This window comes from Kitasatospora sp. NPDC059812 (assembly GCF_042732075.1).
Classification (GTDB): domain Bacteria; phylum Actinomycetota; class Actinomycetes; order Streptomycetales; family Streptomycetaceae; genus Kitasatospora.
Genome location: NZ_JBHWIO010000020.1, coordinates 58,991 through 82,481, shown reverse-complemented (window position 1 = coordinate 82,481; position 23,491 = coordinate 58,991). Strand labels below are relative to the sequence as shown.

Genomic DNA, 23,491 nt, shown 5'->3' with positions numbered 1-23,491 from the left:
CTTTCTCCGGACGACTCGGCCCAGGTGCGGGGGCCGGGGAGCGTCATCGACGTGTCACCACCGCTGCCCAGCGGCCCAACGACGCGACGGGGCCGTCCACCCAGCCGACGGCGGGCAGGTGCTCCGCGGCGGCGAGGGAGCCGTCGATCCAGGAGGTCGCGATGGGAACCCAGTAGGTGTTGCCGCCGGACGTACGGGTGCGCGCATCGAGCTCGGATCGCGTGCGACGAGCACCCTCGTGGTCACCGGCGAGCACGCCGAGGAGGATATCGGCCACGTCCGCCAGGTTGTGGCCGCCCCGGTAGGCGATCCCGTCCGCAAGGTGCCGGGTGTCTCCCACTGCGGACCGGGCAGCGCCGACGTCGCCGGCCATGGCGTGGGCCACCGCCTCGGCGGACCGGAGCTTGACCAGTTCGACGGGGTTGGGCACCAGGTCGAGCAGTTCCCGGGCCCGGCCCGCCGCGTCGGCGACGGCTGCCGTGTCCCCGGACCAGCAGGCGGTCTGCGCCAGGTTGGCGAGTGCCTTCGCCTCTGCGGCGGCCAGTCCCTCGCGCCTCGCCAGGTCGATCGCCTCGTGGTAGACGGAAGTCGCTTCCTCGAAGCGGGCGTTGACCCGCCAGATGTGCCCGGTCAGCCGGAGCCGTTCGCCTTCGTCCTCCGGGCCACGGACCGGCTGTTCGTGCAGGGAGGCGAGAGCGGCAGCGAACCGCCCGTTGAGGTAGTCGAAGTCGCTGAGCCAGTAGCGGGCGGCCACGTCGAACTCGCCCCCCACCAAGCCCCGGTAGATCTCCGCGGCCTGCGTGTAGTCGCCGTGGTTGCGCAGGGCGTGGGCGAGGTGGATGCGGACCAGCTGTGCCGTCCGGCCACCGTGCCGCACGCCTCCGGCCGCGCCGCCGAGCACCTCGATCGCCTCCTCGACGCGGCCGGTCCGGCGGAGCTGGACTCCTCGGATGGCGGCCCGGACCGCCCGGTACTCGGGGAGGCCCACCGGGCCGCCGCTAAGACCGGCGCCGAGCTCCGACCACTGGCCGGCCTCGACGAGTCGCTGGGTGGCCAGCGTCATCCAGTCGTCGAAGACACCGTGCTCGGCAGAGAGTTTGAGCCCGGTTTCGAGGGCTTGCGCCGTCGCCACCCGCCCGCCGGAGGGGCCCAGGCGTTCGCCCAGCCAGCTCAGCAGCCGGGCGGCGACCTCACTGCGGTCACGATCCGACCAGCCGTCCGGAAGTGTCCGGTCCGCCTCGCCGATGGCCTGCCGCAACGCCACGTGCAACGCGTACGGGAACGCATAGGCGTCGTCGTGTGTCAGGAACGGTCGGCGAAGGAACCGTGCCACGCTCCCGTCGGAGACTCCGGGTTGACCGGCGCGCAGCAGCTCTGCGCCCACCCGGTCGGTGAGCGCCGCTGTTCGGACCAGGTCGCGTTCCTCCCGGGGGAGGTCCCTGATCGACCGGGTCGCGACGGCTGTGAACGAGCCGCCGAAGTCCGCCACGGAGGGTTGCCCGCCGCGTGCCAGCAGGGCGGCGCAGTGCGAGACCGACAGGTCCAGGTACAAGGGCAGCCCTTGGCCGCCGGAGATGACGCGTTCCCGGATCTCCGCCGACATCGCGGGCTCACCGCCCCGGACGAGGGCCTCACGGAGATAGCTGTCCGCGTCGGAGTCCGACAGGTACCCCACGAGGTGCTGCCGTGGTTCGGCCGTGTCGTTGCTGAAGTGCAGCTGGGGCCAGCACTCCGGGCCGGTGAAATCCAGCTCGCCGCCCGCGCCCGAGTCGGCCCAGTCGATCCGGTTCCGGCCGGTGATGACGAACAGCACATTCGGCATCAGATAGGCGCAGCGCTGGACGAACCGTTCCACCGCGCGATCGGCCTGGCCGTTGACCACCTCGAAGGTGTCGAGGAAGACGCACACCCGGGGCCGCCGGCCCGCCCGACCGCCCCGGGGTTGCCGTTCCAAGTCCCAGGCCAGCAGGTACGGGAAGTACGAGAGCGTCTCGTAGTCGGCGTCCGCCTCGACCAGTTCGGCGAACAGGTCGCAGTCGGCCAGCAATCGGCCCTCCCGCACCCGGTCCCGGACGGCGCGGTACGTGACGAGCGCGGCCCGGTGGGCCAGTCCGGTCAGACCTCCCAGACCACCCGGGTCGACCTGCTTCACGGCCTCCACAATCTGGTCGCCCAGCGCGATACTCCGCGAGGCGCGCCGCAGCGCCGGCGAGGCGTCCAGGAACTCCTGCAAGGCCTCGCCGGGGTGGGCGCGAGCCCAGTAGGAGGCCAGTGCCAGGTCGAAGGCCGGCCAACGGCTCCCCAACTGCCCCAGGGCGGCCCTCAGACGCAGCAACAGGCTCTCGATGTCGCCGGCGCCCTCCTCCGAGAGATCGATCCGCACGGTCACCACGTCGTCGCGCTCCTTCTCCCGCGCTTCGGCGAGGAGGCGGCGCTCCAACTCGTGGGAGAGCGTCGTCTTGCCTATGCCACCCACGCCGTAGAAGGTCAGCACATTGCGGCGGCCCTGCCCGCGGTCCACGACCGGCGAGACCTCGGCCTCGTCCAGCATCCGGTGGAGCTCGTCGACCGACCGGGCGAACGCGGCCACTTCGTCGACCCGGTTGGTGAAGACCTGCTGAGCCGTGACGGTCGACGAAAGGCCGCTCATGAATGCAGCCCTCAGGTTCACCCGTGCCATGCGGCCTCCTGGCGTGCGTCGAGCCCGGTCGGTTCGGCGGCATCTCCCGTAGCAGGATGCCGTGCTGAAATCTTGTCAGTGATTGATGCGGCGCCACAATCTCGCCCATGGGGTTTTCAGGCGGCCGACCCCGTGCGCTCCTCGGCCACGACGATGGGGCGCGGCGGGGCCTCGGGTAGGCTCCCCGAGCATGTCTCAACCTGCGTGGCGTGCCGCATCCGCCGACTGGTCGATCCGCCGGGGTACGGCGTCGAAGGGTTACGGCACGTCAAGGAGCCTGATACCGGCGCCGGATGCCGTACGCATCGGACTGCATCGTGGCGCCCGCACCCTCGGAATGGGACCGTCCGATTCTGGCAGGAGTGCCTTCCCCGAGTGTGCAGCCCGATGACCACGCTGACCACGCTGACCGTGGAGGAGACCGTCACGCCGCCGCTGCGGCTCGCGGGCGGGCTGCGCCGGCGAGCCTCGGGGCAGGGCGCGGCGCGCATGACGCACCTGGGCGCGTGGTGATCCGCCGCATCCGGAGGCTGGTCCGCCTCGTGGTGCCGGAGCGCAGGGACCTGTCGCTGGCGTGGAGCACGATCAAGGGGCGCAGGGGCGGCTTCGTCGGCTCCTTCGTCGCGATCGCCGCGGGCTCGGCGGTGATCACCGCCTGCGGGATCCTGCTGATGTCGGGGCTCAGCACCGGGGTGGCCCCCGAGCGCTACTCGGGCGCGGCGGTGGTCCTCGGCGCGGAGCAGTCGTACTGGCTGGACGAGAGCTCCGAGGTCCGCTACAGCGAGCGCGTCACGCTGCCCGCCGACAAGGTCGCCGCCGTCGCCGCCGTGCCCGGTGTCCGGTCCGCCGTCGGCGATGTCGGCGTCGAGGTCGGCATGCTGGCCCCGGACGGCCGCGCGGTGGGCGGCCCGGACGGCTTCCCCGTGGTCGGGCACGGCTGGTCCGCCGCGGTGCTCGGGCCGTTCGCGGTGCGTGCGGGCAGCGCGCCCGCCGGGCCCGACGAGGTCGTACTCGACGCCGGCCTCGCCGCGCGCGCCCACGTGTCGCCCGGCGCGACGGTGCGGCTCGTGGTCGGCTCGGTCGCGTCGTCGTACCGCGTGGTGGGCGTAGCCGCGCCGGAGGGGGGCGGGTTGGGCCGCCAGTCCGCGGTGTTCTTCACCGACGGCCGGGCGGCCGAGCTGTCCGGCCGCCCGGACCGGGTGGACGCGATCGGTGTGCGGGCCGGGCCCGACGTCACCCCGGAGCAACTGGCCGGCAGGATCACGGCCGCCGTGCCGGGCGTGGTGGCGCACACCGGCGCGGAGCGCGGCGATGTGGAGTTCTTGGACGTGGGCGACGCCCGCAGCCTGGTGGTCGAGACGTCGGCGTCGTTCGGCGGCACCATGGTGCTGATCGTGGTGTTCGTGGTGGCGAGCACCCTCGCGCTGTCGGTGCAGCAGCGCAGGCGCGAACTGGCCCTGCTGCGCGCCGTCGGCGCGACGCCCCGGCAGATCCACCGGATGATCGGCGCCGAGATGACCCTGGTGTCGTTGGCGGGCGCCCTGGTCGGCGCGGTCCCCGGCGTCGTCATCGCGTTCGTGATGCGCGGCGCGTTCGTCCTCGCGGGCGCGATGCCCGCGGACTTCCGGATGGACGTGGGGTGGCTGCCCTTCCTCGCCTCGCTGGCGCTGTGCATGACCAGCGCCCGGCTCGGCGGCTGGCTGGTCGCGCGCCGGGTGTCCGGGACCAGCCCGGTCGAGGCGCTCGGGGACGCCGCCGTCGAGCCCGGGAGGATCGGCCGGGTCCGGCTGGCCATCGGTTTCCTGCTGATCCCGCTCGGGCTGTTGCTGGCCTCGGGCCGGGTGGCGGTGTCGGGCGACTCTGCCGCCGACACCGCGGCGAGCGCGGTCCTGTTGTTCGTCGTGGCGCTGGGCTGTGTCGGCCCGCTGCTGGTCAGAGGCGCCGTCGTGCTGTTCGGCTCGCGACTGAACCGGCAGTCCACGGCCCCCGGCTTCCTCGCCCAGGCCAACGCGCGGGCCCATGCGCGGCGGCTCGGTTCGGCCGTCACCCCGCTGGCCATGGGCGTGACCTTGGCCGCCGTGCAGGTGTTCGGCGCCTCCACGACGATCGCGGCGTCGCGGGACCAACTCGACGCCGGCCTGCGGGCCGACCACGTGCTGACCTCGTCGTCCGGCGCCGGGGTGTCCCCGGAGGTCGTGGACGCCGTGCGCGGCGTGCCCGGCGCCGCCGTGGCGACGCCGGTGGCCCGGATGCGGGTGCTGCTGACGTTCCCGTCCGAGGACAGCACCGCGACCAAGGTCTTCGCCGCCCAGGGCGTCGCGCCCGAACGGCTCTCCGAGACCATGGACCTCCAGGTGGTCGACGGCGACACCGCGGAACTGCGCGGCGAGACGGTGGCGTTGAGCCGGGCCGTCGCGGACACCGTCCATGCGCGGCGCGGTGGGACGATCGACCTGCGGCTCGGTGACGGCACGGCGATCAGGCCGCGGGTGGTGGCGGTCTACGAGCGGGGCCTGGGCTTCGGGGACGTCACCCTGCCCAACGACCTCGTCGTCGCGCACACCACCGCGCGGGTCGACACCGCCGTGCTGGTCAGGTCCGCGGACGGGACCGACCCGAAGGCGCTCGCCGACGCGCTGCGCGGCGCCGTCGGACGCTACCCGACGGTCCAGGTGGGCGGCCAGGAGGCGTTCAAGGCCGCGCCCGGGGGCGGCGGTTCGGGTGACTGGGCGCTCAACCTCCTGTTCCAGACCGTGCTGTTGGGCTACATCGCCATCGCCGTGGTGAACACCCTGGTGATGGCGACGGCGGCGCGGGTGCGCGAGTTCGCGATGCTGCGCCTCATCGGCGCCGAGCGGTCCCAGGTCCGCGCGATGATGAACGGCGAGGCCAGGATCGTGGTCTTCTCGGCGCTGCTGTTCGGCCTGCTGGCGACGATCCCGCCCCTGGTCGGCATCAGCCTCGGGCTGACGGGGTCACCCGTTCCGTCCGTCTCCCCCGTCGGCCTCGTCGCGATCGTGGCGGTCACCGTCGCGCTCTCCTGGGGTTCGATCGCGGTGGCGACCCGGTCCGCCCTGCGGCCGGCGCCGGTCGACGCGATCGGCGGGCGCGAGTGAGCCGCCCGGGCCCCGGAATGCCGATGTACGGGCTTGAACATCCGGGCTTCGAAGCTGCCGGACTGGGAGCTGCCAGACTGGGAGCACGGCTCAGGGGCGGATGGCGACGGCCCCGTAGCAGGAGGCCGCCGCGTCGGTGATGTGCTCGGTGTCGTCCGCAGGCGCCGGGTGCCAGCGCGGAGTGGCGGCGACGCCCGGCTCCATGAGGTTCCACCCGGTGAAGAACTGCGCGAACTCGTCGCGGGTGCAGGCGGCGACGGGGGTTCCTGCGGCGGTGTAGACCTGGATGAGCCGAGCGGTCTCCTCGGCGGCGAAGTCCTGCGTGAAGTGGCTGATCACCAGCGCGGAACCGTTGGGCAGTTGTGCCTTGAGGCCTTCGGTGATCCGCTGGGCCTCGAACGGCACGAAGTGCAGCAGGGCGTTCATGCTGAGCGCTATCGGCTGGGTGAAGTCCAGGATCGCCCGGGCCGAGTCCAACAGGTCTGCGGGCTCACGCACATCGGCCTGCACGTAGGCGGTGACGCCCTGTTCGGTGCCGTGCAGAAGCGCCTTGGCGTGGAGGAGCACGATCGGGTCGTTGTCGGCGTAGACGACCTTGGCGTCCGGTGCGACCGACTGCGCGACCTCGTGCAGGTTCGGCGAGGTGGGGATCCCGGTGCCGATGTCGAGGAACTGCCGGATGCCGGCCTCGGCGAGCAGGTGCGTCGACCGGCGCATGAAGGCGCGGTTGGCGCGCGCGGCGGAGCGGGCGTAGGGGAAGACCGCCAGGGCCCGGCCGGCGGCCTCACGGTCGGCGGGGAAGTTCGTCGTGCCGCCGAGGTAGTAGTCGTACATCCGCGCGGAGTGCGCCAGGTGTATGTCGAGGTTGACCTCTACGTCGTCGGTCCCGGCGGTGCCGTCCGTCATGCGTTCCCCCTGAGTCATGCGTTCCCCCTGATGCATCATCGACTCGCCCTGTGCAGGACAGGACCGATCCGCGCCCGCGCCACCGTGGCGAGCGGTGGCGAACCCTGGCGCGGCCCCTTCCACTATGCCCACACGCCCGAACGGCCAATCAAGGGCCGTTGCCGGTGACGACGCGACCGTGCAGCAGGACGACCGAATCAGAGCATGTAGTGACCCACTCTGACCATGTTCGAGCACGGTATCTCCATCATCCGCCGCGCCTTGTGTCTGATCTCGAAACACCTTGCTGCGGCTTAACATCTCGGCATCCAATCCGCCTTAATGTTCCTACCAGGGAAGCGAGTTCCCGCTGTGACCGCCGTACGGCCATGGGGTTCCACCACGGTCGGCGGCCCGCACCGGACGGCAGCCGACAGGCGTGCCGCAGGGGAGGAATGGGACGTGACCGAGAGCGACTGGGTGGTCGGAGGCCGGGACCGCCTGACGTTCGACGCGTTCTGCGACACGCACGAGGGGGCGTGGAGCGGGTTCGCCCGCGCGCGCCTTCGCGACGACGACGCCGCACACAGAGCGGTGGAGATCGCGAAGGTCCGCGTGTGGAAGGAGTGGCCGCGCATCCTGCGCGAGCAGATCCCGCCGTTCCACGCCTGGACGATCCTCAAGGAGGAGATCGGCGCCGCCTTGGCGGAACTGATGATGAACGGCGAGCCGCTGCCCACCCAGGCGAGCGTCCCCGGGTGGGTCTACGCGGTGCGGATCGCCGCCGAGCGGGCGCAGCACCTGATGGAGACCGAGGGCAGCCACGAGCAACTGTACGTCGCGATCCGGAGGTTGTCCGAACGGCGGCACGACGTGATCGTGCTGCGGTACCTGCTCGACCTGCCGGACGAGCAGATCGCCGACTGCCTGGGGACGACCGAGGCCAACGTCCGTTCGACCGCGAGCCAGGCCCTCGACCGCCTGGCCGCGGCGCTCGGCGGCCGCCGCGGGGAGAGCCGGTGAGCACCGAACACGACCGGGCCCTGCACCCGAACATGGCCGGCATCCACGTGCCCACCCGGGCCCCGCGGCCGCAGCCGGGGGGTACGGGCGTCTCCTGGGAGCGGCTGCTGACCGCCCCGAGTCCGCTGTCCTCCGAGCACAGGCAGGCGGCCCACGAACTCGACCTCGCCGCGTCCCTGGTCCTCTCGATGCCGTCCGCCGCGGCCTCCCTGGGCCTCCTCGTCAACGGCGCGCAGATCCACCCCGAGGGCGCCCTCGTCCTCGGCGCGCTGCTGTACGTCGCGGGCCATCGCGACGGCGCCCAGTTCTGGTGGCAGTTCGCGGCCGGCGGCGGTTCCTACACCTCCGCATCGTTCCTGAGCCTGCTGCACCGCAGCCTCGGGGAGTTCCTGGACGCGGAAGTCTGGCGCCAACAGGCCGAAGCGCTGGCCACCAAACCCCGCCCGCCACAGCGTGTCCTGAGCACTCCTCACGCCCTGCTGCCGACCCAGGTGCTCACCGACATCCTCGCCCGGTGCCACTACGGCCTCGACGTGAAGCTGCCCCCCCGCCTCGCGGCCGTCATCCACCAACTCCCCGTCGCCGGCGACGACCCCGAGTACGGCGAACTCCCCCAGGTGAGCAGCACCCTCGTCCGCGACCTCACCGACGAACGCTAACGACCGCACGAACCCCCGCCTCCCCCAGGGGCGGACGAGAAAAGGCCCCCGGTCAGCACGGCACGAGCAGTGCCGGCCACGGCGCCCAGACCGGATCCGGCGGCCGTTGAACCGGATCGACGCAGGACGCCGACGGGGTGCTCGACGAGGCACCCGGGCACCTCGTCGAGCAACCTGGCCGATCCGGTCGAGGTGCCGATCGCGGACGACATCACCAGGCCTCGGTACCGGTCTTGATGCAGCCCTCCTCAAGGGCCTCCGCCACTGGTTCTCGCACAGGGTTCACCCGGCCCACTGCCTCCTGAGTCGAAGATGTTCGGCTACCTCTGCGACCTCCGCAGCATGACGGCGGGGCGCTGTGGGTGCGGGGGCTGCCGGGGAAGGGGATCCTGGTCCAGTGTTCGGCCGTCGTGCCGGTGGAGGTGGCGTCCGGCATGGCCCGTAATGCGTCGGCAGCCCCTTCGGCGGGTGGCGAGTGGGCCGGGGTGAGGACGAGCAGGAGGGCATCGGGGGCTTCGACGAGGCTGAGCCATCCCTCTTCGCGCTCGAAGCCGTGCAGGTCGAAGCCGTGCAGCAGGTCCTCGACGGCTTCGTCGAGCGCCTGCGCGGTGACGGGCGTGCGCCAGTGGGCGACGGTCGCCCGGGCGAAGTCGCGGGCCGCCGTGGCGGCGTCCGGGGTGCCGGGCAGGCGTCGGGCCGCCGCCCTGGGCACCCCCAGTCCCAGGGCCAGGTCGCGGTCGAAGCGCGGGTGGGCGTGGTCCTGGGGCCCGATCACGGGTGTCCTCCGGTGCTGGGGTGCGGCGGGTGTCTGCGCAACGTTTCCCGCCCGTCACGGGCCGCAACCGCCCCGGGGGTGGTACGGCGAGGCCCGAAAAATGACACCCGTTTGGAGGACACCGCGTTCGAATCGGCTGCCGCTAGCATTCCCGGGCCGGGCATTTGCAATTGCAAATGGGATTGCAAACGGCCTCGGCCGTCCGCATGTCCGTGCGATGGGAAGGGGAAGAATCGAATGACTGTCGAAATGCCGGAGAACGGGGTCCGCGCCGATTCGCTGGACGTGGAATGGGTGAAGAGCCCGAGCAGTCGCGAGGTGGGGAACTGCGTCGAAGTCGGACCGCTGCCGGACGGCGCCGTCGCCTTCCGCAACTCCCGCGACAAGGAAGGGCCCGCCCTGGTCTTCAACCGCGGCGAGGCCGAGGCCTTCGCCTGGGCCATGGAGAACAGGGCTTTCGATCACGTGTTCCACCGCTGATCGGCCCGATTCCGTGGGATCTATAGAACGGCGGGTATGCGGGATGGGCGCCGTGGGATAGTGCTTTCCCGAAACCGCGCCCTCAGGAGTCCCGCATGCCCGCCCTCCCGGACCGTCCCACGCCGAGCGACCCGGACGGCGACGAGGTACGCAAGCTCCACTGGAGCGGACCGGTGGGCGCGGCGAAGGTCCTGGGCACGGTGCTGCGGTCGCTGCGGGAGGAGCGGCGGCTGCGTCTGTCGGACGTCGCTCCCCGGATCCGGGCGTCGGCGTCGAAGCTGAGCCGGATGGAGCGCGGGGAGAGCACCCCCTCCAAGAGGGACGTCAACGACCTGATCACGATCTACGGCGTCGGCCCCGAGGTCCGCGCGCACGTCGACGTGCTTCTGGAGCGGGTCGTGGCGGGACCGTTCGCGGCCGAGTACGCCGACATCACACCCGGCTGGTTCAGGCGCATGATCGGGCTGGAGGTCGAGTCCGCCCGCATCCAGTACTGGGAGGGCGGAGTGGTGCCCGGGCCGCTGCAGACGTGCGCCTACGCGCGGCGGATGATCAAGGCCGGCCTGCCCCGGGCCCCCGCCGAGGAGATCGAGCGCCGGGTGAGCCAGCGCATGGACCGCACCCGGCTGCTGGACGACGCCGACCGCACGGTCGTGGCCCTGCTGGACGAGAGCGTGCTGTACCGCAACACCGGAGGCCCCGAGGTCATGATCGGGCAGCTGGAGCACCTCAAGGAGCTCAGCCGGCGGCCGAACGTGCATGTGGCGATCCTGCCGTTCACCGCGGACCTGACCCCGCCGTCGGGGGCCTTCACCCACCTCGCCTTCGAGTACGGCGGCCCGAGCGACGTCGTCTACGTCGAGGGCCCCGGCATCGGGGCGATCTATCTGAGCAAGGACCCGGACGTCGAGCGTTACGCGGACCTGCTGAACACCCTTTTGTTCCACGTCGCCGACTACGAGGTCGGCCTGGCGCTCATCGACGAGGCGATCGGGATCCACCGGGGCAGGATGCGCCGCCCCGGTCAGTGAGCCCTGGCGACGCCGCCGAACTCCGTCCACTCGTCGCTCGTCTGCGCCGTCCGGGCAGCGGTCGGGGCGGGACGCCACTGCGACACCTCCACCACACCGGGGTCGAGGATCTCCATGCCTTCGAAGTAGCCGACCACGTCCTCTTCCGTACGGACCTCCCCCCAATGGTGCTGGGTGAGGTCGGCCATCAGGTCCGTGATCCGCCGGCGGACGTCGAGACGGGGGCTGACGAGCTGGGAGATGGCCATGTAGGCGGGGGCGTCGGCGGGCAGCCGCTCACGGACCTGGCGCACGAGCCGCGCGGGCGGGACGGATCCCTTCTCCGGGATGCAGTGCAGGACGGAGACGAACAGCGCCGCCGTCGGCACCCGGGGCAGGATCAGGTCCTGCACGGCCTTGCTGGAGAAGATCTCGTCGGTGTCGCGCATGTCGGCGTGGACGACGGCCGTGTTCGGGTTCCCGGCCAACAGGGTTCGGCCGGTGTGCATCACCATCGGGTCGTTGTCGATGTACACGACCCGGCAGCTGTCGTCGATCTCCTGAGCTATCTGGTGCACGTTGCGCTGGGTCGGCAGGCCCGAGCCGTGGTCGATGAACTGCCGCACCCCGTAGTCACGCACCAGCGTCTGCACCGTGCGCACCAGGAACGCCCGGTTGATCGCCGCGACCTCGACGCTGCTCGGTGCGACCTTCAGCAGATCGCGCACCCCGTCACGGTCGGACTGGAAGTGCGCGTGCCCGCCCAGCAGGAGGTCGTACATGCGGGCCACGCTCGGAACGGCCGGATCGTAGGTGACGGGAGAAACGATTTCCGCATCCGGTTCCAACGCGACCACCCCTGGCTCGGCCCCTTGATCGAAGTGCCCATGCTAGAGCGCTACATGACACTGCGCCAGGTTGTTAAAGGGTCTCGGAACCCGTAAGGCTGAACTCCGGGCGGATGTTATGGCGCACCTGAGCGAAGGGGTGGCGCAGGTACGAAATCCCGCGCCACCCCTTTCACTCCACGCCCGCCGGAGCCGCCCCCTTCGGTCACGCCCTTCCGGGGCCGAAGGCGAGTTCGCCGACCAGGGCGCGCGGCAGCCCCCGCTCGGCGGCGAGCACCAGCCCGGCCGCAGCCGCCGGTTCGACGCCCATCAGGTCCGCGGCCTCGGTCAGCCGCATCCCCAGCCGGTAGTGCAGGACGGCGGCGTCGGCCGCCGCGACGGGCAGCAGGCGGTGCAGCACGTCCTCGCCGTCCTGGCCGTACGGCATCCGGCAGTGCAGGGACACCGCCTCGCGCACCAACACCCACGCTCCGGCCGCAGGGCTGCGCTCGCACACCAGCCGAGGCCAGCACGCCACCAGTGCCTCCACGACATGGTCGACGACCTCGCCGGCCGCGGGCGTACGGCCCAGCCGGGCCACCGCGTACCCCCGGTACAGGCCGCGGCGGCGTTGGACGAACGCGTCCAGGCCCACCGCCTCAGCCCCCGTCACGGTCCTCGCCCCCTTCCGGCGCCGCCGAGCGCGCGAAGCACCCGGACGGTCCGAACTCGTCGGAGTAGACGGCCGCGAGCGCCGCGTAGTGCATGCGTTCCCAGTACGGGCGCAGGTCGCCCGGGTGCCCGCCCAGCGCCGCGGCCAGCTGGCTGACCACCGGCCAGTCCGGCACGGTCTCGCCCGCCAGCACCGATCGCACCAGCTCCGCCGACACCCCCCGGGCGAGGGCGCACACGGCTTCGGCGTCGGGCTGCCCGGCCGCCAGGTGCAGGCCCCGGATCGCCCGCAGCATCTGGTCGGCGGCACCCGCCACCGACACCCGCCCAGGGCGCTCGGCGCCCTGGGCCACCTCCCACAGCAGCCGCAGCTCCTCCGGCACCCCGCCGAAGGCCCGCGCCAGCGTCTGCAGGACCGGCCACGTCGGCACCCGGTCCCCGGCGAGGATGCGCGAGACGTACGACGGCGAGCACCCGGCCAGCTCCGCGGCGGCCTGCGGGCTCACCCTGCTGCGCTCCTGCAGCGCCGTCAGCGCCGCGGCGAGCAGCCCCGCACGGGGTCCCGAATCCGGCTCCGGCTCCCCCGCCGAGGCCGGTGCCGGCGCGGCCGGTGCCGCGCCCGAAGCGGTCCCCGGCGCGGGCGGGGCCTGCCGGTTCGAACGCCGGCTCAGCTGCTGTTCCACCCGCCGCAGGGTCCACCGGCGCCGGGCCGAGTCCGGCTGGACGCCCAGCGCCGACCCGATCTCCCCCCACTCCATCCCGTCGGCCCGTGCATCGCGGACGACGGCCGCCACATAGTGGTCGGCGTCACCCCGCAGCGCCCGCGCGCACGCCAGCCTCACCGTCAACGGCGCCCGGCGCGCCTGCGCCTCCAGCAGCCGGCCGGCACCCGCGTGCACGTCCTCCGCCACCAGTTGCCCCCAGCCCCCGGCCGCCCGGGCGGGGCGGCGCGCCGCCCCCTTGGCCGCGTCCCGCAGCCTCTGCGCCTGTTTCTGGCACGCCACCCGGTGGTACAGCCGGGGTCGCCCGGCCCTGACCGGCCGCCTGAACACCTCTCCGCACGACGGCAGCGCACACACCACCGTCACCCATCCCGCCATCCTCACCCGCTCTTTTCTCTCTCCCTCGGCGGTATTTCCACCCCCGGGGGCGGGCCGCGGCGCGCGGCGCCCCCGGGGCCGACGGACCGGGGGGCATCCGCCGCGGCGGACGCCCCCCGACCGCCCTGCTACGGGTGCAGCCGCAGCCGCCGGAACCGGCATCGCGCCTGACCGGCGGCGGTGACCAGAGCGCCGATTCCGGCGAACCGCCACCCCGCCCGTCTGTCGGCACATGCCAGTGGCACAGTCGCGGCCGGGGCGACCGAGCCGAGGGAGACCGAAACTCGCCAGTAATCAAAGCCGGACGGCCTTCGGGCCGGCAGCGGGACACTGGTACGTTCGGTGGTGATCACGGGACGCATCAACCGCCCCGTGAGGGCGTAGCAGTGCATGACACTCCTCCGCTCCGGGCCCCGGCCGACGGTGGACAGACCATGGCCGGGGCTGCGCTTTCTTGACGCTGAAAAAGGTACTCCTCCGTGAAAGCGGTTTGCACCGCAGATGTCTCAACCCGGTACTGCACGTGCCGATGGGAATGGCATTGCCGGTGAGTTCCAGCAGTGCCCGCGGACCTCGCAGCGACACCGGTTCCGCTCTCACCATGGCGTGACGATCGGACAGAATCGGGCATGTGTTGACGCTATCCGGGCTCTACCGATCGGTAATAGCCGATTTCCGGGCCGGTGCACCGCGTGGCGACTACAGGGCCGTAGATGGACGGGCCGGTTTTCGGTATTCATCGAATTGCAGATGCAAGCAATCGGATGATGAGATTCCACAAAAGCCGTGATGCAAGTCACATGATGTGGCGGTCGCGGGCGTCGATCATCGCGCGAGCGCGCGGCACGGACAGATCGCCCGGCCCCATGCGCCGTGGCCTCAGGAGGACCCGACGGGTCCGCTGACAGCTCGTCAGCAAAGGCGGCAAGAGGTCGGCAAAAGGTCAGCACCGGTCCGATTGAAGGCTGCCGCGCCGCCCCGAACGCGCGAGTCGACGTGGCATCCCGCAGGACCCTCCCGCCCAACCAGCGCGCGCCTCACGAACGCGTTTCACCAGGTCAGCGCACGCGCCCCCGCGCCTTCAGCGGGAGGGCGGGGAGTTCCGGCGCGCGCAGGCGGTCGCCGGCGTAGCCGTGGACGTCGCCGAAGCGGGCGGTGGACATCCAGTCCTCGCGGGCCCGGGTGATCTCCTCGCCGGTGCGGCCGATGAAGTTCCACCACATGAGGATCTGCTCGTCGAAGGGTTCGCCGCCGAGGAGGAGGACGGCGGCGTCGGTGCGGGCGTGGAGGGGGAGTTCGGGGCGGCCGCAGCCGAGGTAGAGCATGGAGCCGGGTTCGACGCGGACGCCGTCGACGTCGACGCTGCCGGACATGGAGAGGACGGCGTACTCGAAGTCGGGGACGAGCGGGAGCTTGAGGTCGGCGCCCTCGGTGAGGGCGAGGTCGGCGCCGACGAGGGGGGTGTAGGCGGTGCCGGGCGAGGTGGCGGTGTCGAGGGTGCCGAGGATGACGGTGCCGTGCAGGCCGGGGGCGGTGACGACAGGCAGGTCGGCATGGTGCTCGAAGGTGGGGGCGGTGTGCCGGTGGGCGTCCGGGAGGGCGACCCAGAGCTGGGCGCCGTGCAGGTAGCGGGCGTGCGGGCGCGGGGATTCCTCGGAGTGGGAGATCGCCCGGCCGGAGGTCATCAGGCCCAGTTCGTACGGGCGGACGGTCTGGAGGCTGCCGAGGCTGTCGCGGTGCAGCACTTCGCCCTGGTGGAGCCAGCTGACCGTCTGGAGGCCCATGTGGGGGTGGGGCGGGACCTGCATGCCGGGTTCGTCGGCGATGTCATCGGGTCCGTAGTGGTCGACGAAGCACCAGGCGCCGACCATCCGGCGGCCCAGGTTGGGGAGCAGGCGGCGGACCATCGTGCTCTCGCCGAGCTGGACCTGACGTCCGGTCAGCAGGTCCTTGACCGGTCCGGTGTCGGCCTCGCGGCCACAGGTGGTCGGGGAGGGCTTGCGGTCGAGGTTGCTCATGTGCGGTTCCACCACCGTGCGGAGAGGGGCCGGGCGAGGGGCGTTCGCCAACGATCATCCCTGACGGCCGGTGGATCCTCCACCCCTCCCCGGGCCGGGCCCCGGAACGCCGCCCCTGGACGACGGCTGGCCCGGGCCCCTGAACACCGCTCCGCCCGGACTCAGGGCTCAGTGCCCGCAGGCCCACCAGGCGTCCGCCGAGGCCTTGGTCGCGAGCTCCCGCAGCTTGCGCACGGCCTCGGCCGGGTCCTCGGCCCCGTACACCGCCGAGCCGGCCACGAACACGTCGGCGCCGGCCTCGGCGCAGCGCTCGATGGTGCCGGCGGAGACGCCGCCGTCGACCTGGAGCCACAGTTCCAGGTCGTGCTTGGCGATCAGCTCCCGGGTGCGGCGGATCTTCGGCAGCATGATGTCGAGGAACGCCTGGCCGCCGAAGCCGGGCTCGACGGTCATGATCAGCAGCATGTCGAGCTCGGGCAGCAGGTCCTCGTACGGCTCGATGGGCGTGCCCGGCTTGAGGGCCATGGAGGCGCGGGCGCCCTTGGCGCGGATCTCGCGGGCGAGGCGGACGGGCGCGGCGGCGGCCTCGACGTGGAAGGTGACGGAGCCGGCGCCGGCCTCGACGTACTGGGGGGCCCAGCGGTCCGGGTCCTCGATCATCAGGTGGCAGTCGAGCGGGGTGTCGGTGGCGCGGGCGAGCGACTCGACGATCGGGACGCCCAGGGTGAGGTTGGGGACGAAGTGGTTGTCCATCACGTCGACGTGCAGCCAGTCCGAGCCCCTGACGGCCTCGGCCTCGTCGGCGAGCCGGGCGAAGTCCGCGGACAGGATGCTGGGGTTGATCTGCGCCATTACCGACTACCTTCACACGAGGGTTCACACGAGGGCTGCGGCGTCCCGGGAGCGGGCACCTCGTCCCATCATCTCGCGCCGACGCCCGGCCGGGTGCACACCGGGACCTCCCCGTGACCGTCATCACACCCGGTCCGGGATTACCGTGGCCGCCGCCGTGGTCATCAGCACTGAAGCGGCCCGCGCGCGCCCGGTCCGTCGGCGCCCGCCGAGCCGCCCCGTCCGGCCGGGTTCGCCCCGCCCCTCTCCGAGGAAGGTCCTTCGATGGCCGATCTCGTCCACCCCGCCCGTGCACTGTGGTGGCTCTTCGAACCGGTGCACGCCGTCACCTACTTCCTGCCCGAGAGCCGCGAGGCCTACGAGGCGGCCGGGCTGCACGGCGGCTGGCGCGGCTACTTCGCCAGCCGGTCGGCGCCGCTGGGCGCGGTGGACGCGCCGCCGGTGATCGCCGCGTTCTTCAGCTTCTCCCCGGCGATGGTCGAGCGCGCGCTGCCGGAGGTGTGGACGCACGCCAGCCCGGAGGAGGCGCTGGCCGCCCGGTTGAAGGGCTCGGCGGCGGCGCTGGCCCGGCTGCTGGAGCACGTGGACCCGGCGCAGGTCGAACTGGCGGTGGAGGCCCTGGAGCGGGCCGCGGGCCGGCTCGACTGCGTCGGCCGGGTGCTGGCCGCCGCCAATGCCGCGCTGCCCCGCCCCTCCGGCCTGTACGAACGGCTGTGGCAGGCCGCCACGGTGATGCGCGAGCACCGCGGGGACGGCCACGTGGCGGCGCTGGTGGCGGCCGGATTGGACGGGTGCGAGGCGCTGGTGGTCCGGTGCGCGATGGACGTCCGGCGCGAGATGCTCCAGCCGATGCGCGGCTGGACGGACGAGGAGTGGGACGCGGCCGCGGCGCGCCTGGTCGATCGGGGCTGGCTGACCACGGCGGGCTCGGTGACCGAACTCGGCCGGATCCGGCACCAGTCCCTGGAGGCCGCCACCGACCTGGCCGCCGCGCGGGTCTGGGAGGACTACCCGCGCGCCGAACTCGACCGACTGGCCGCCGCGTTGAAGCCGATATCGGCGCTCTGTCGCAGCCAACTCCCGGTCAACCCGGCCGGGCTGCCGGACAACCCCTGATCAACCCCTGATCAGCCCCTGATCAGCCCCTCATGAGGTCCCGATCAGCAGCCGGTCAGCTCCCGACCGGTTGCTGGTCGGGAACCGATCGGGCGCCACCCGTGCCCGGCGGGCCGAGGACGATCCCCCGCCCGGCGTAGAAGCGCTCGAACGACCGCCACGGCACGTGCGCGAAGGACTGCGACTCCCCCGGGAATCCGGACGGGTTGTGGATCACCACCGCCGTGTCCGTGGCGCCCACCACCAGCACCAGGTGTCCGCCCCGCCGCACCGGCGCCGGACCGGCCGGCTCCCGGATCGCGGGATGCACCGACACCATCACCAGCCGCCCGCCGGCCACCTCGGCCGCCAGCTCCGCGGGCGCCAACTCCCGCGCCTGCGCGGCCAGTCCCCACCGCCGCCGGACGTACTCGGCGAACGGCGTGTGGATCAGTCCGCGCAGGCTCTCGCCGTCCCGGACGTACGCCCCCGCCGCCACGCACTCCCCGGCCAGCATGAGCGCCGGGGGCGCCAGGCCCCACCAGTGGTCGAGTGCCATCCGCAGGCAGGCCACCCCGCACAGCCGCCACGACCACCACGCGTACTCCTCCGGGGTGGCCGCACCGGACTGCCCCCACCGGGGGTCCTCGGCCGCGTCGACCTGTCCGTCGATGATCACCCGCACCAACTCGGCCGATTCCCACTGCGCGTGGTACGGCACCTCGTGCACCACCGGCCCGCCCGCCGGTGCGCCCGTCGCTGCGCCCGCGTGTGCTCCGGCCGATGCGCCGGTCGGCGCGCCCGCCCGTACACCTCTCGGCGCGCCCGTCGGCATCCCGCCCTGCTCCTCCGCCATCCCCCGACGCTCTCACGCCGCGGCACCCGGGCCGACCCGCGACACTCCCTGAGCGCCCGGTGAGCACCCCTACTCGGGCACGCGCTCTCCCGAGCCGTCCTTCGAGCCCTCCTTCAGGCCCTCCTTCAGGCCCTCCTTCGAGCCCTCCTTCAGGCCTTCCGTCGAACCCTCCGACCGGTAGGCCAGCCGCTGCGACGCGCGGCGCCCACGCGCCTCGAGCGGCAGGGAGCCGGTAGCGCCCGCGAGACCGAACGGCGGCATGTCGAAGTAGATCGACTCGTACCCGCCCTCCGGCACCACGTACGTCTCGTGCCACAGCCCGACGTGCCGACGGGCCTTCCCCTCCCGCAGTTTGCGGTTGACGATGCCCCAGACGCTGTGGTGGAAGCCGTCCGGCGCGCTCGCGTAGCCGTACAGCTTCTCCTTCGACTCCCAGTACTGGACGACGTAGTACGTGCGCGGCGAGGCGGTGAGCAGGATCCGCCCGCGCAGGCCGCGTTCGGGGCTGCGCCCCAGTTCGTACAGCATCCGGAACATCGCGAACATCACCGGGCCCCAGTGATGGACGGCCCAGAAGCGGTTGATCCGCATGCCGATCAGCAGCACCACGGTGTCGCCGGTGGCGCCCGCGGTGGTGTAGCCCGGCGTCGGCTTGGCGAACATCGATCGGACGAACGTCGTTCCCATGGACATCTCGGCCTCCCGCACCCCATGTAATCGGTGATTACATCAGGGCCGGGAAACCCGGTCAAGGCTCGCCGCACGCACAAATCGGTTACTGCGAAGGATGGTTGGCGATTCCCTGACCGAAGGTGTCGAGCACCTTCCCGGCCAGCTCCTCCGCCTCCTCCCCCGGCAGGTAGCCGTCCACGATCATCTGCGCCAGCCCGAACACCAGCGCCTGCCCGGCCAGCCCCATCAGCCCCGGATCCCCCGGACGCAACCGGCCCGCCTCCTGGTCCGCCACGATCAGACCGGTGAACGCCCGGTCCATGCCGTCCAGTTGATCCCGCAGCTCCGGGTCCCGCGAGGCCACGAACACCCGCGAACGCACCAGGTCGAACCGGTGCGGATGGTGCAGCGCGTACCGGACGAACCCGAGCCCGACCGCCCGCATCACCGACCCCCCGGCCGCCCCCCCGGCCGGATCCACCGCCGCCACCGCCGCCACCGCCGCCACCGCCGCCACCTCGGCCTCCTGGCACCGTACGAAGTCCGCCAGCACCCGGTCCGCCAGCGCCGTCAACAACGCCTGCCGGTCCGCGAAGTGGCGAAACGGCGCCCCCGCCGACACCCCGGCCCGCCGCGCCACCTCCCGCATGCTCACCTTCTCCTGCCCGTACTCGTCCAGCAGCTCGAACGCCGCGGCGACCAGCGCCTCCGGCAGCGATCCGTGGTGGTACGAGCTGCGCCCGCCAGGCCGTTCCGTCATGCCTGCCTTGCTACCACAGCAGGCCGCCCCACCAGGAAACCATCACCCCACCGATCGGAGCCCCATGCCCACGCACATGCCCACGCACATGCCCACGCCCACACCGGCCGCTCCCACCCCCCAACCCGCCTCCCGCGCCGCCACCTTCGCCGCCGCCTACGCCCTCCTCCGCGCCTCCGCCACCCTCGCCGACCACTGGATCCAGACCGACCACCAGGCCGGCACCAAGGGCCGGCCCACCCCGGCCGGCCGCCGCGCCTGCGCCGCACACGTCGCCGCCTACACCGCCACCCAGGCCGCCGCCCTCCTCCTCGGCACCCGCGCCCTCGGCCTCCGCCCCAAACCCCGCCGCCTCCTCGCCGCCCTCGCCCTGTCCGCCACCACCCACTACCTCGCCGACCGCCGCGAACCCCTCCGCCGGGCAGCCGACTTCACCCGGCGGGGAGGCTTCGTCCGCCTCGCCGAGCACGGCATGAACGGCGCCTACCTCCTCGACCAGGCCTGGCACCACGTGTTCGAGACCGGCGCCGCCCTGATCGCCGCGACGTGACAGCATCCGTCCACCGCTCACGGCAGCCCCCCGAGCCGCGCGGCGGCCGCGAGCAGGCCCTCGGGGTCCGTCACGAGGGTCAGCTTGCGACGCCCCTCCGGCATCCCGCCGAACGGCGGCAGCGCCGTGAGCTGCCGCAGCAGTTTGGGGCCGATGGCCAAGCAGTCCGCGAGGTCCTTCTGAGCGACCCGCAGGTGAACGCCGTCGGGCCCGCTCACCGCGAGTTCCTCGTTGTCGAGCAGCGGCGCCAGGAGCCACGCGAGCCGCGCCACGTTGTCGCCGGACCGCGACAGGACCTGGGTCTCCAACTGCCGGCCGATGACGTACGACCAGATCGCCGCCCCGTACGCGTCCTGGAACGCGCGGCTCCTGAACAGCTCCGCTCCGAGGGTGACCACTTCGCAGTCCGTGTACGCCGTCACGGTGGCCGTCCGCGGCCGGCGGCCGTACACGGCCATGTCCCCGAGGAGGTCGCCAGGGTGCCGGAGGACGATCAGCTTCCCGTCCTGGTCGATCCGGACGGCGCCCTTCTTCAGGAAGGACACCGAGTGACCCTCGGCGCCCTGCCGCATCAACTGTTCGCCTTTCCGAATCCACCTCACTTTGGCGGAACCGAGGATTCCCTCCCAATCGGTGTCGGACAGGTGATCTCGAAATGTTCGATTCAGCCCGAACGCCTGCTCCGCCGTCGAATTTCCCCACAAGGTCATGGCGAGAGATTAGAGGCACCGCACCCCAATCAGGCTGAACGTCAGGCAAGTTGCCGCACACCCGGACACCTTCCCCATATCGGGTGCTACCCTGCCGCGCCTTTGGATCGCCTACGAATGAACCTGTGGCGCACCCCACATCGTTAAGAGGCCTCCGGCCCCCTAATTTTCGCCGCCGGGCCGCAGACTCCTGGTCATCAGCTCGACCGCCCGGTCGACGCGCCCGGACCGTACGTTCCAGGAGGCCGCCATGCCCGAACCCCCGTCACTTCCCGGCGACTCCAGCCAGCCCCTGCCGCCGCTCTCCGGCCTGCTCTGTGTGGACGTGAAAGGCTTCACCGAGCTGCCCGGCGCGGTCCACGCGCCGGTCAGCGCCCACCTTGAGCCCGTCATCGACGCCGCGCTCACCGCGGCCGGCCTCGACGACCTCCGGACCGCGAAGAGGTTCCCCGCCAACTCCGGCGACGGGCTCGCGTTCGGCTTCGACCCCGTGCTGCTGGGGTACGTCGTCCACCCGTTCCTCGACCGCCTCGACGAGCAACTCGCCAAGCACAACGCCGATCCGGGCCGCGTCCGGCTCCGGATGCGGGTGAGCGTCCACTCCGGTCACGTCGCGCCCGAGGGCGTGCCCGGCGAGGGGAACGGGCCGGCGAGGAACGAACTGCACCGGCTGCTCGACTCCCGAGAGGTCAAGGCCGTTCTGGCCAGGGCCAGCCCGGAGACGACGCACCTGGTGGCGATCGTCTCCGACCGGGTGTACGAGGACGCGGTCGTCTCCCGGCACTCCGGCCTGCACCCGGACCGGTTCCAGAGCATCCTGGCGACCGTTCCCGGCAAGGCGTTCGCCCGGCGGGCGTGGCTGTACGTCCCCACCCCGTCCGGGAACCTCCTCGCCCTGCCGGAGAGCTCCTCGTTCCATCCGCCCCGCTCGCTCCGGCGGCTCTTCAGCGCGTTGCGCCGTCTGAGTTCGAAGATCTGGCCCATTCTCGATCCGCACCGTCCGTCGGGAGGAACCGACCCATGGCTCTGATCACGTACAACAGCCTGCTCGACGTCATCCACGCCCGGGTGACCAGCGCCGCCCACCTGCGACCGGAGGTCCTGCCGGTCGAGGTCGGCGGGGAGACCGTCCACCTCGACCTGCCGCAGGCCCGGGCGGCACTGTACGAGCGGCCGGTGGACAAGGTGCTGCGCCGCGAGGTGTGGCGTCGGGCCGTCGCGCTGGGCCAGCACGACGCGCTGGCGTCGGCCATCGGCTCGACGGAGGTCACCGGCTGGGTCGAGGCCGTCGTCTGGCTGGCGCTGCCGCACCTCAGGCGGGTGGCCCGCCAGGCGGCGGGCCGCCTGGGGGCGGACCGGAGGGACGTCGAGTCGGAGGTCGTGCTCGCGGTCGTCGAGCGGCTGGCCGAGGTCTCGGTGGACGATCCCGACGTCGGGCCGGACCTGCTCCGGGCGGCGGGCCGCCGGGGGTGGGAGTTCGCCCGCCGGTCGGCCTCCGGCGGGCGGCCGGTGGAGGACATCGTCGCCGTGGCCGACGCCCGCACCGCCGCGTCCACCGAGGACCTCTGGGAACTGGCGATCTCTCGACCGGACCGGCCCGACGGCCTGGCCGCACCGCTGCGCCTCACCTCGCGCTCGGCGGTCGAGGGCGCGCGGCTCGGTGAACTCGCGGACCACCTCGGCCTGCGCGAGGTGGTCCACCGGACCCACCGGCCGCACCGTGGCCCGCGGCTCGGGTCGGTCTCGCTCCGCTCGACGGCGGCCGGCCGGTGATCGCCCCCGCCGAAGGCCCGCTGACCTTCCCCGAGTTGTTCGACCTCCCGCTGTCCGTCGACCTGCGCACGGCGGCCCGGGCGTTCGGTATCTGTCTGGCCACCGCCTACAACCTCGTCCACCGCGACGCCTTTCCCTGCCCCGTCATCCGCACCGGGTACCGCTACCGGGTGCCCACCGTCGGCCTGCTCAGCGCCCTGGGCATCGAGGAACTCCCCGTCTACGCGTCCGATCTGGCCCCCTGGGTCAGCGCCCCGCCGCTGCCCGGTCTCGAATGGAAGGACCTCGCGTGATCGCGATGACCACGACCGCCCACCCTGAGCCGCTCCGCCCGGAGCCGTCCGGACCGGAGGCAACCCTCCCGGAGGCGCCGGCGCAGCTGCCGACCTGCTTCGTGATCGGCCCGATCGGGGACCGGCACGCCGAGGTCGGCAGTCCGGCCCGCCAGGCGTACGAGACGTCCCTGGAGACCTTCGAGGAGGTCATCGGCCCGGCCTGCGCCGCCTTCCGGATCCAGCCGCTGCGCGCGGACCAGATCCAGCAGGCCGGGGAGATCACCGAGCAGATCTGCCGCCATGTGCTGCAGTCGGACATCGTCATCGCCGATGTGACGGGCGGGAACGCCAATGTGATGTACGAACTCGGCCTTCGGCACACGACCGGCCGCCTCACCATCCACATCGGCGAACACGGGCTGCTGCCGTTCGACATCTCGCCGATCCGGACGATCCTGTTCAAGCGGTCGCGCAGTGGACTCGTGAGCGCGCGCAACGAGTTGCAGGAGGCGCTGAACCGGGGGATCCGGGAGGGGTTCGCCCCGCTGACCCCGGCCAGGATCCTGCTCGGCCTCCGCTCCCGGGACGAGGCCGAGGCCGGGGGGGCCGGCCCCCGCGGGGGCGGGGGCGGGGGGCGCGCCCCCCCCGCCCCCCACAGCTCCGCGCCGGCGGCGGCCAGGTTCGTGAGGGGACCCCCCCGCCC

General features: G+C 72.5%; 23 protein-coding genes and 1 pseudogene. 12 read left to right on the top strand and 12 right to left on the bottom strand.

Going from position 1 to position 23,491, the window contains the following annotated elements; all coding sequences use genetic code 11:
* Positions 1-43 precede the first annotated feature (43 nt).
* The gene (locus ACFV6D_RS13505) at positions 44-2,650 is read right to left on the bottom strand and encodes a tetratricopeptide repeat protein (protein WP_380559697.1); all 2,607 of its coding nucleotides are present in this window, start codon (positions 2,648-2,650) and stop codon (positions 44-46) included.
* Positions 2,651-3,067: 417 nt separating this feature from the next.
* Here ACFV6D_RS13505 and ACFV6D_RS13500 point away from each other — a divergent pair, with 417 nt between their 5' ends.
* Together ACFV6D_RS13500 and ACFV6D_RS13495 are read left to right on the top strand one after the other, a co-directional pair.
* Positions 3,068-3,193, top strand: coding sequence for a hypothetical protein (locus ACFV6D_RS13500; protein WP_380559695.1), 126 nt, complete (start codon positions 3,068-3,070; stop codon positions 3,191-3,193).
* Positions 3,187-5,796, top strand: coding sequence for an ABC transporter permease (locus ACFV6D_RS13495; protein WP_380559694.1), 2,610 nt, complete (start codon positions 3,187-3,189; stop codon positions 5,794-5,796). The genes ACFV6D_RS13500 and ACFV6D_RS13495 overlap by 7 nt, the downstream gene beginning before the upstream one ends.
* Positions 5,797-5,886: 90 nt before the next feature.
* Here the strand turns inward: ACFV6D_RS13495 and ACFV6D_RS13490 are convergent, their stop codons facing one another.
* The gene (locus tag ACFV6D_RS13490; RefSeq protein ID WP_063346609.1) at positions 5,887-6,702 is read right to left on the bottom strand and encodes an SAM-dependent methyltransferase; all 816 of its coding nucleotides are present in this window, start codon (positions 6,700-6,702) and stop codon (positions 5,887-5,889) included.
* Between the two features lie 441 nt (positions 6,703-7,143).
* Between ACFV6D_RS13490 and ACFV6D_RS13485 the strand changes: the two genes are divergently transcribed.
* Together ACFV6D_RS13485 and ACFV6D_RS13480 are read left to right on the top strand one after the other, a co-directional pair.
* Positions 7,144-7,704: an RNA polymerase sigma factor gene (locus ACFV6D_RS13485; protein WP_063346610.1), complete on the top strand. Its 561-nt coding sequence runs from the start codon at positions 7,144-7,146 to the stop codon at positions 7,702-7,704.
* Entirely contained in the window at positions 7,701-8,363 is a 663-nt protein-coding gene (locus ACFV6D_RS13480; RefSeq protein ID WP_244293293.1) for a hypothetical protein, read from the top strand. The genes ACFV6D_RS13485 and ACFV6D_RS13480 overlap by 4 nt, the downstream gene beginning before the upstream one ends.
* Positions 8,364-8,574: 211 nt before the next feature.
* On the opposite strand, the gene ACFV6D_RS13475 is transcribed toward ACFV6D_RS13480, so the two are convergent.
* Entirely contained in the window at positions 8,575-9,138 is a 564-nt protein-coding gene (locus ACFV6D_RS13475; RefSeq protein ID WP_380559692.1) for a hypothetical protein, read from the bottom strand.
* Between the two features lie 237 nt (positions 9,139-9,375).
* Here ACFV6D_RS13475 and ACFV6D_RS13470 point away from each other — a divergent pair, with 237 nt between their 5' ends.
* Entirely contained in the window at positions 9,376-9,618 is a 243-nt protein-coding gene (locus tag ACFV6D_RS13470) for a DUF397 domain-containing protein (RefSeq protein ID WP_380339792.1), read from the top strand.
* A 95-nt stretch (positions 9,619-9,713) separates the two neighbouring features.
* Positions 9,714-10,649 (top strand): helix-turn-helix domain-containing protein, encoded by a 936-nt coding sequence (locus tag ACFV6D_RS13465; protein ID WP_380339795.1) that lies wholly within the window; start codon positions 9,714-9,716, stop codon positions 10,647-10,649.
* Here the strand turns inward: ACFV6D_RS13465 and ACFV6D_RS13460 are convergent.
* The 5 genes from ACFV6D_RS13460 to rpe all read right to left on the bottom strand — a co-directional run bounded on the left by ACFV6D_RS13460 (position 10,643) and on the right by rpe (position 16,097).
* Entirely contained in the window at positions 10,643-11,485 is an 843-nt protein-coding gene (locus ACFV6D_RS13460) for an SAM-dependent methyltransferase (RefSeq protein ID WP_380559690.1), read from the bottom strand. The two genes, ACFV6D_RS13465 and ACFV6D_RS13460, sit on opposite strands and share 7 nt — an antisense overlap.
* A 196-nt stretch (positions 11,486-11,681) precedes the next feature.
* Entirely contained in the window at positions 11,682-12,128 is a 447-nt protein-coding gene (locus ACFV6D_RS13455) for a hypothetical protein (protein WP_159398358.1), read from the bottom strand.
* A complete protein-coding gene (locus ACFV6D_RS13450) occupies positions 12,115-13,227 on the bottom strand; it encodes a helix-turn-helix transcriptional regulator (RefSeq protein WP_159398359.1) in 1,113 nt (370 codons plus the stop codon). The genes ACFV6D_RS13455 and ACFV6D_RS13450 overlap by 14 nt, the downstream gene beginning before the upstream one ends.
* A 1,058-nt stretch (positions 13,228-14,285) precedes the next feature.
* Positions 14,286-15,245, bottom strand: coding sequence for a pirin family protein (locus ACFV6D_RS13445; RefSeq protein WP_380559688.1), 960 nt, complete (start codon positions 15,243-15,245; stop codon positions 14,286-14,288).
* A 168-nt stretch (positions 15,246-15,413) separates the two neighbouring features.
* Positions 15,414-16,097: a ribulose-phosphate 3-epimerase gene (gene rpe, locus ACFV6D_RS13440; RefSeq protein WP_380370691.1), complete on the bottom strand. Its 684-nt coding sequence runs from the start codon at positions 16,095-16,097 to the stop codon at positions 15,414-15,416.
* A 264-nt stretch (positions 16,098-16,361) separates the two neighbouring features.
* On the opposite strand from rpe, the gene ACFV6D_RS13435 reads away from it, so the two are divergent.
* Positions 16,362-17,213: a hypothetical protein gene (locus tag ACFV6D_RS13435; RefSeq protein ID WP_063346715.1), complete on the top strand. Its 852-nt coding sequence runs from the start codon at positions 16,362-16,364 to the stop codon at positions 17,211-17,213.
* 55 nt (positions 17,214-17,268) lie between these two features.
* Here the strand turns inward: ACFV6D_RS13435 and ACFV6D_RS13430 are convergent, their stop codons facing one another.
* The 3 genes from ACFV6D_RS13430 to ACFV6D_RS13420 all read right to left on the bottom strand — a co-directional run bounded on the left by ACFV6D_RS13430 (position 17,269) and on the right by ACFV6D_RS13420 (position 19,480).
* Positions 17,269-18,048, bottom strand: coding sequence for a C39 family peptidase (locus ACFV6D_RS13430; protein WP_380559687.1), 780 nt, complete (start codon positions 18,046-18,048; stop codon positions 17,269-17,271).
* Between the two features lie 69 nt (positions 18,049-18,117).
* On the bottom strand, positions 18,118-18,711 hold the full coding sequence (locus tag ACFV6D_RS13425; protein ID WP_380559726.1) for a DUF4188 domain-containing protein: 594 nt from the start codon (positions 18,709-18,711) through the stop codon (positions 18,118-18,120).
* 112 nt (positions 18,712-18,823) lie between these two features.
* Entirely contained in the window at positions 18,824-19,480 is a 657-nt protein-coding gene (locus ACFV6D_RS13420) for a TetR/AcrR family transcriptional regulator (RefSeq protein WP_380559685.1), read from the bottom strand.
* 88 nt (positions 19,481-19,568) lie between these two features.
* On the opposite strand from ACFV6D_RS13420, the gene ACFV6D_RS13415 reads away from it, so the two are divergent.
* Positions 19,569-20,030 carry a hypothetical protein gene (locus tag ACFV6D_RS13415; RefSeq protein ID WP_380559683.1) on the top strand — a complete coding sequence of 154 codons (462 nt, stop codon included), beginning with the start codon at positions 19,569-19,571 and terminating at the stop codon, positions 20,028-20,030.
* 17 nt (positions 20,031-20,047) lie between these two features.
* Here ACFV6D_RS13415 and ACFV6D_RS13410 read toward each other — a convergent pair whose 3' ends face one another.
* On the bottom strand, positions 20,048-20,740 hold the full coding sequence (locus ACFV6D_RS13410; protein ID WP_079135459.1) for a cyclic nucleotide-binding domain-containing protein: 693 nt from the start codon (positions 20,738-20,740) through the stop codon (positions 20,048-20,050).
* 250 nt (positions 20,741-20,990) lie between these two features.
* On the opposite strand from ACFV6D_RS13410, the gene ACFV6D_RS13405 reads away from it, so the two are divergent.
* The 4 genes and pseudogenes from ACFV6D_RS13405 to ACFV6D_RS13390 all read left to right on the top strand — a co-directional run.
* Complete coding sequence (locus ACFV6D_RS13405; protein ID WP_380492414.1) at positions 20,991-21,770, top strand: hypothetical protein; 780 nt, start codon at positions 20,991-20,993, stop codon at positions 21,768-21,770.
* Positions 21,761-22,513: a hypothetical protein gene (locus ACFV6D_RS13400; RefSeq protein WP_380559681.1), complete on the top strand. Its 753-nt coding sequence runs from the start codon at positions 21,761-21,763 to the stop codon at positions 22,511-22,513. Before ACFV6D_RS13405 ends, ACFV6D_RS13400 begins: the two co-directional genes overlap by 10 nt.
* Positions 22,510-22,806, top strand: coding sequence for a hypothetical protein (locus tag ACFV6D_RS13395; protein ID WP_063346723.1), 297 nt, complete (start codon positions 22,510-22,512; stop codon positions 22,804-22,806). The genes ACFV6D_RS13400 and ACFV6D_RS13395 overlap by 4 nt, the downstream gene beginning before the upstream one ends.
* Positions 22,803-23,491: pseudogene (locus ACFV6D_RS13390) on the top strand (hypothetical protein); the annotation flags it as partial. The gene ACFV6D_RS13395 and the pseudogene ACFV6D_RS13390, both read left to right, overlap by 4 nt.

Coding starts and splice junctions, on each gene's coding strand:
- ACFV6D_RS13505 (WP_380559697.1), bottom strand. CDS start 2,650: ATGAGCGGCCTTTCGTCGACCGTCACGGCTCAGCAGGTCTTCACCAAC.
- ACFV6D_RS13500 (WP_380559695.1), top strand. CDS start 3,068: ATGACCACGCTGACCACGCTGACCGTGGAGGAGACCGTCACGCCGCCG.
- ACFV6D_RS13490 (WP_063346609.1), bottom strand. CDS start 6,702: ATGACGGACGGCACCGCCGGGACCGACGACGTAGAGGTCAACCTCGAC.
- ACFV6D_RS13470 (WP_380339792.1), top strand. CDS start 9,376: ATGACTGTCGAAATGCCGGAGAACGGGGTCCGCGCCGATTCGCTGGAC.
- ACFV6D_RS13465 (WP_380339795.1), top strand. CDS start 9,714: ATGCCCGCCCTCCCGGACCGTCCCACGCCGAGCGACCCGGACGGCGAC.
- ACFV6D_RS13450 (WP_159398359.1), bottom strand. CDS start 13,227: ATGGCGGGATGGGTGACGGTGGTGTGTGCGCTGCCGTCGTGCGGAGAG.
- ACFV6D_RS13445 (WP_380559688.1), bottom strand. CDS start 15,245: ATGAGCAACCTCGACCGCAAGCCCTCCCCGACCACCTGTGGCCGCGAG.
- rpe (WP_380370691.1), bottom strand. CDS start 16,097: ATGGCGCAGATCAACCCCAGCATCCTGTCCGCGGACTTCGCCCGGCTC.
- ACFV6D_RS13435 (WP_063346715.1), top strand. CDS start 16,362: ATGGCCGATCTCGTCCACCCCGCCCGTGCACTGTGGTGGCTCTTCGAA.
- ACFV6D_RS13430 (WP_380559687.1), bottom strand. CDS start 18,048: ATGGCGGAGGAGCAGGGCGGGATGCCGACGGGCGCGCCGAGAGGTGTA.
- ACFV6D_RS13425 (WP_380559726.1), bottom strand. CDS start 18,711: ATGTTCGCCAAGCCGACGCCGGGCTACACCACCGCGGGCGCCACCGGC.
- ACFV6D_RS13420 (WP_380559685.1), bottom strand. CDS start 19,480: ATGACGGAACGGCCTGGCGGGCGCAGCTCGTACCACCACGGATCGCTG.
- ACFV6D_RS13415 (WP_380559683.1), top strand. CDS start 19,569: ATGCCCACGCCCACACCGGCCGCTCCCACCCCCCAACCCGCCTCCCGC.
- ACFV6D_RS13410 (WP_079135459.1), bottom strand. CDS start 20,740: ATGACCTTGTGGGGAAATTCGACGGCGGAGCAGGCGTTCGGGCTGAAT.
- ACFV6D_RS13405 (WP_380492414.1), top strand. CDS start 20,991: ATGCCCGAACCCCCGTCACTTCCCGGCGACTCCAGCCAGCCCCTGCCG.
- ACFV6D_RS13400 (WP_380559681.1), top strand. CDS start 21,761: ATGGCTCTGATCACGTACAACAGCCTGCTCGACGTCATCCACGCCCGG.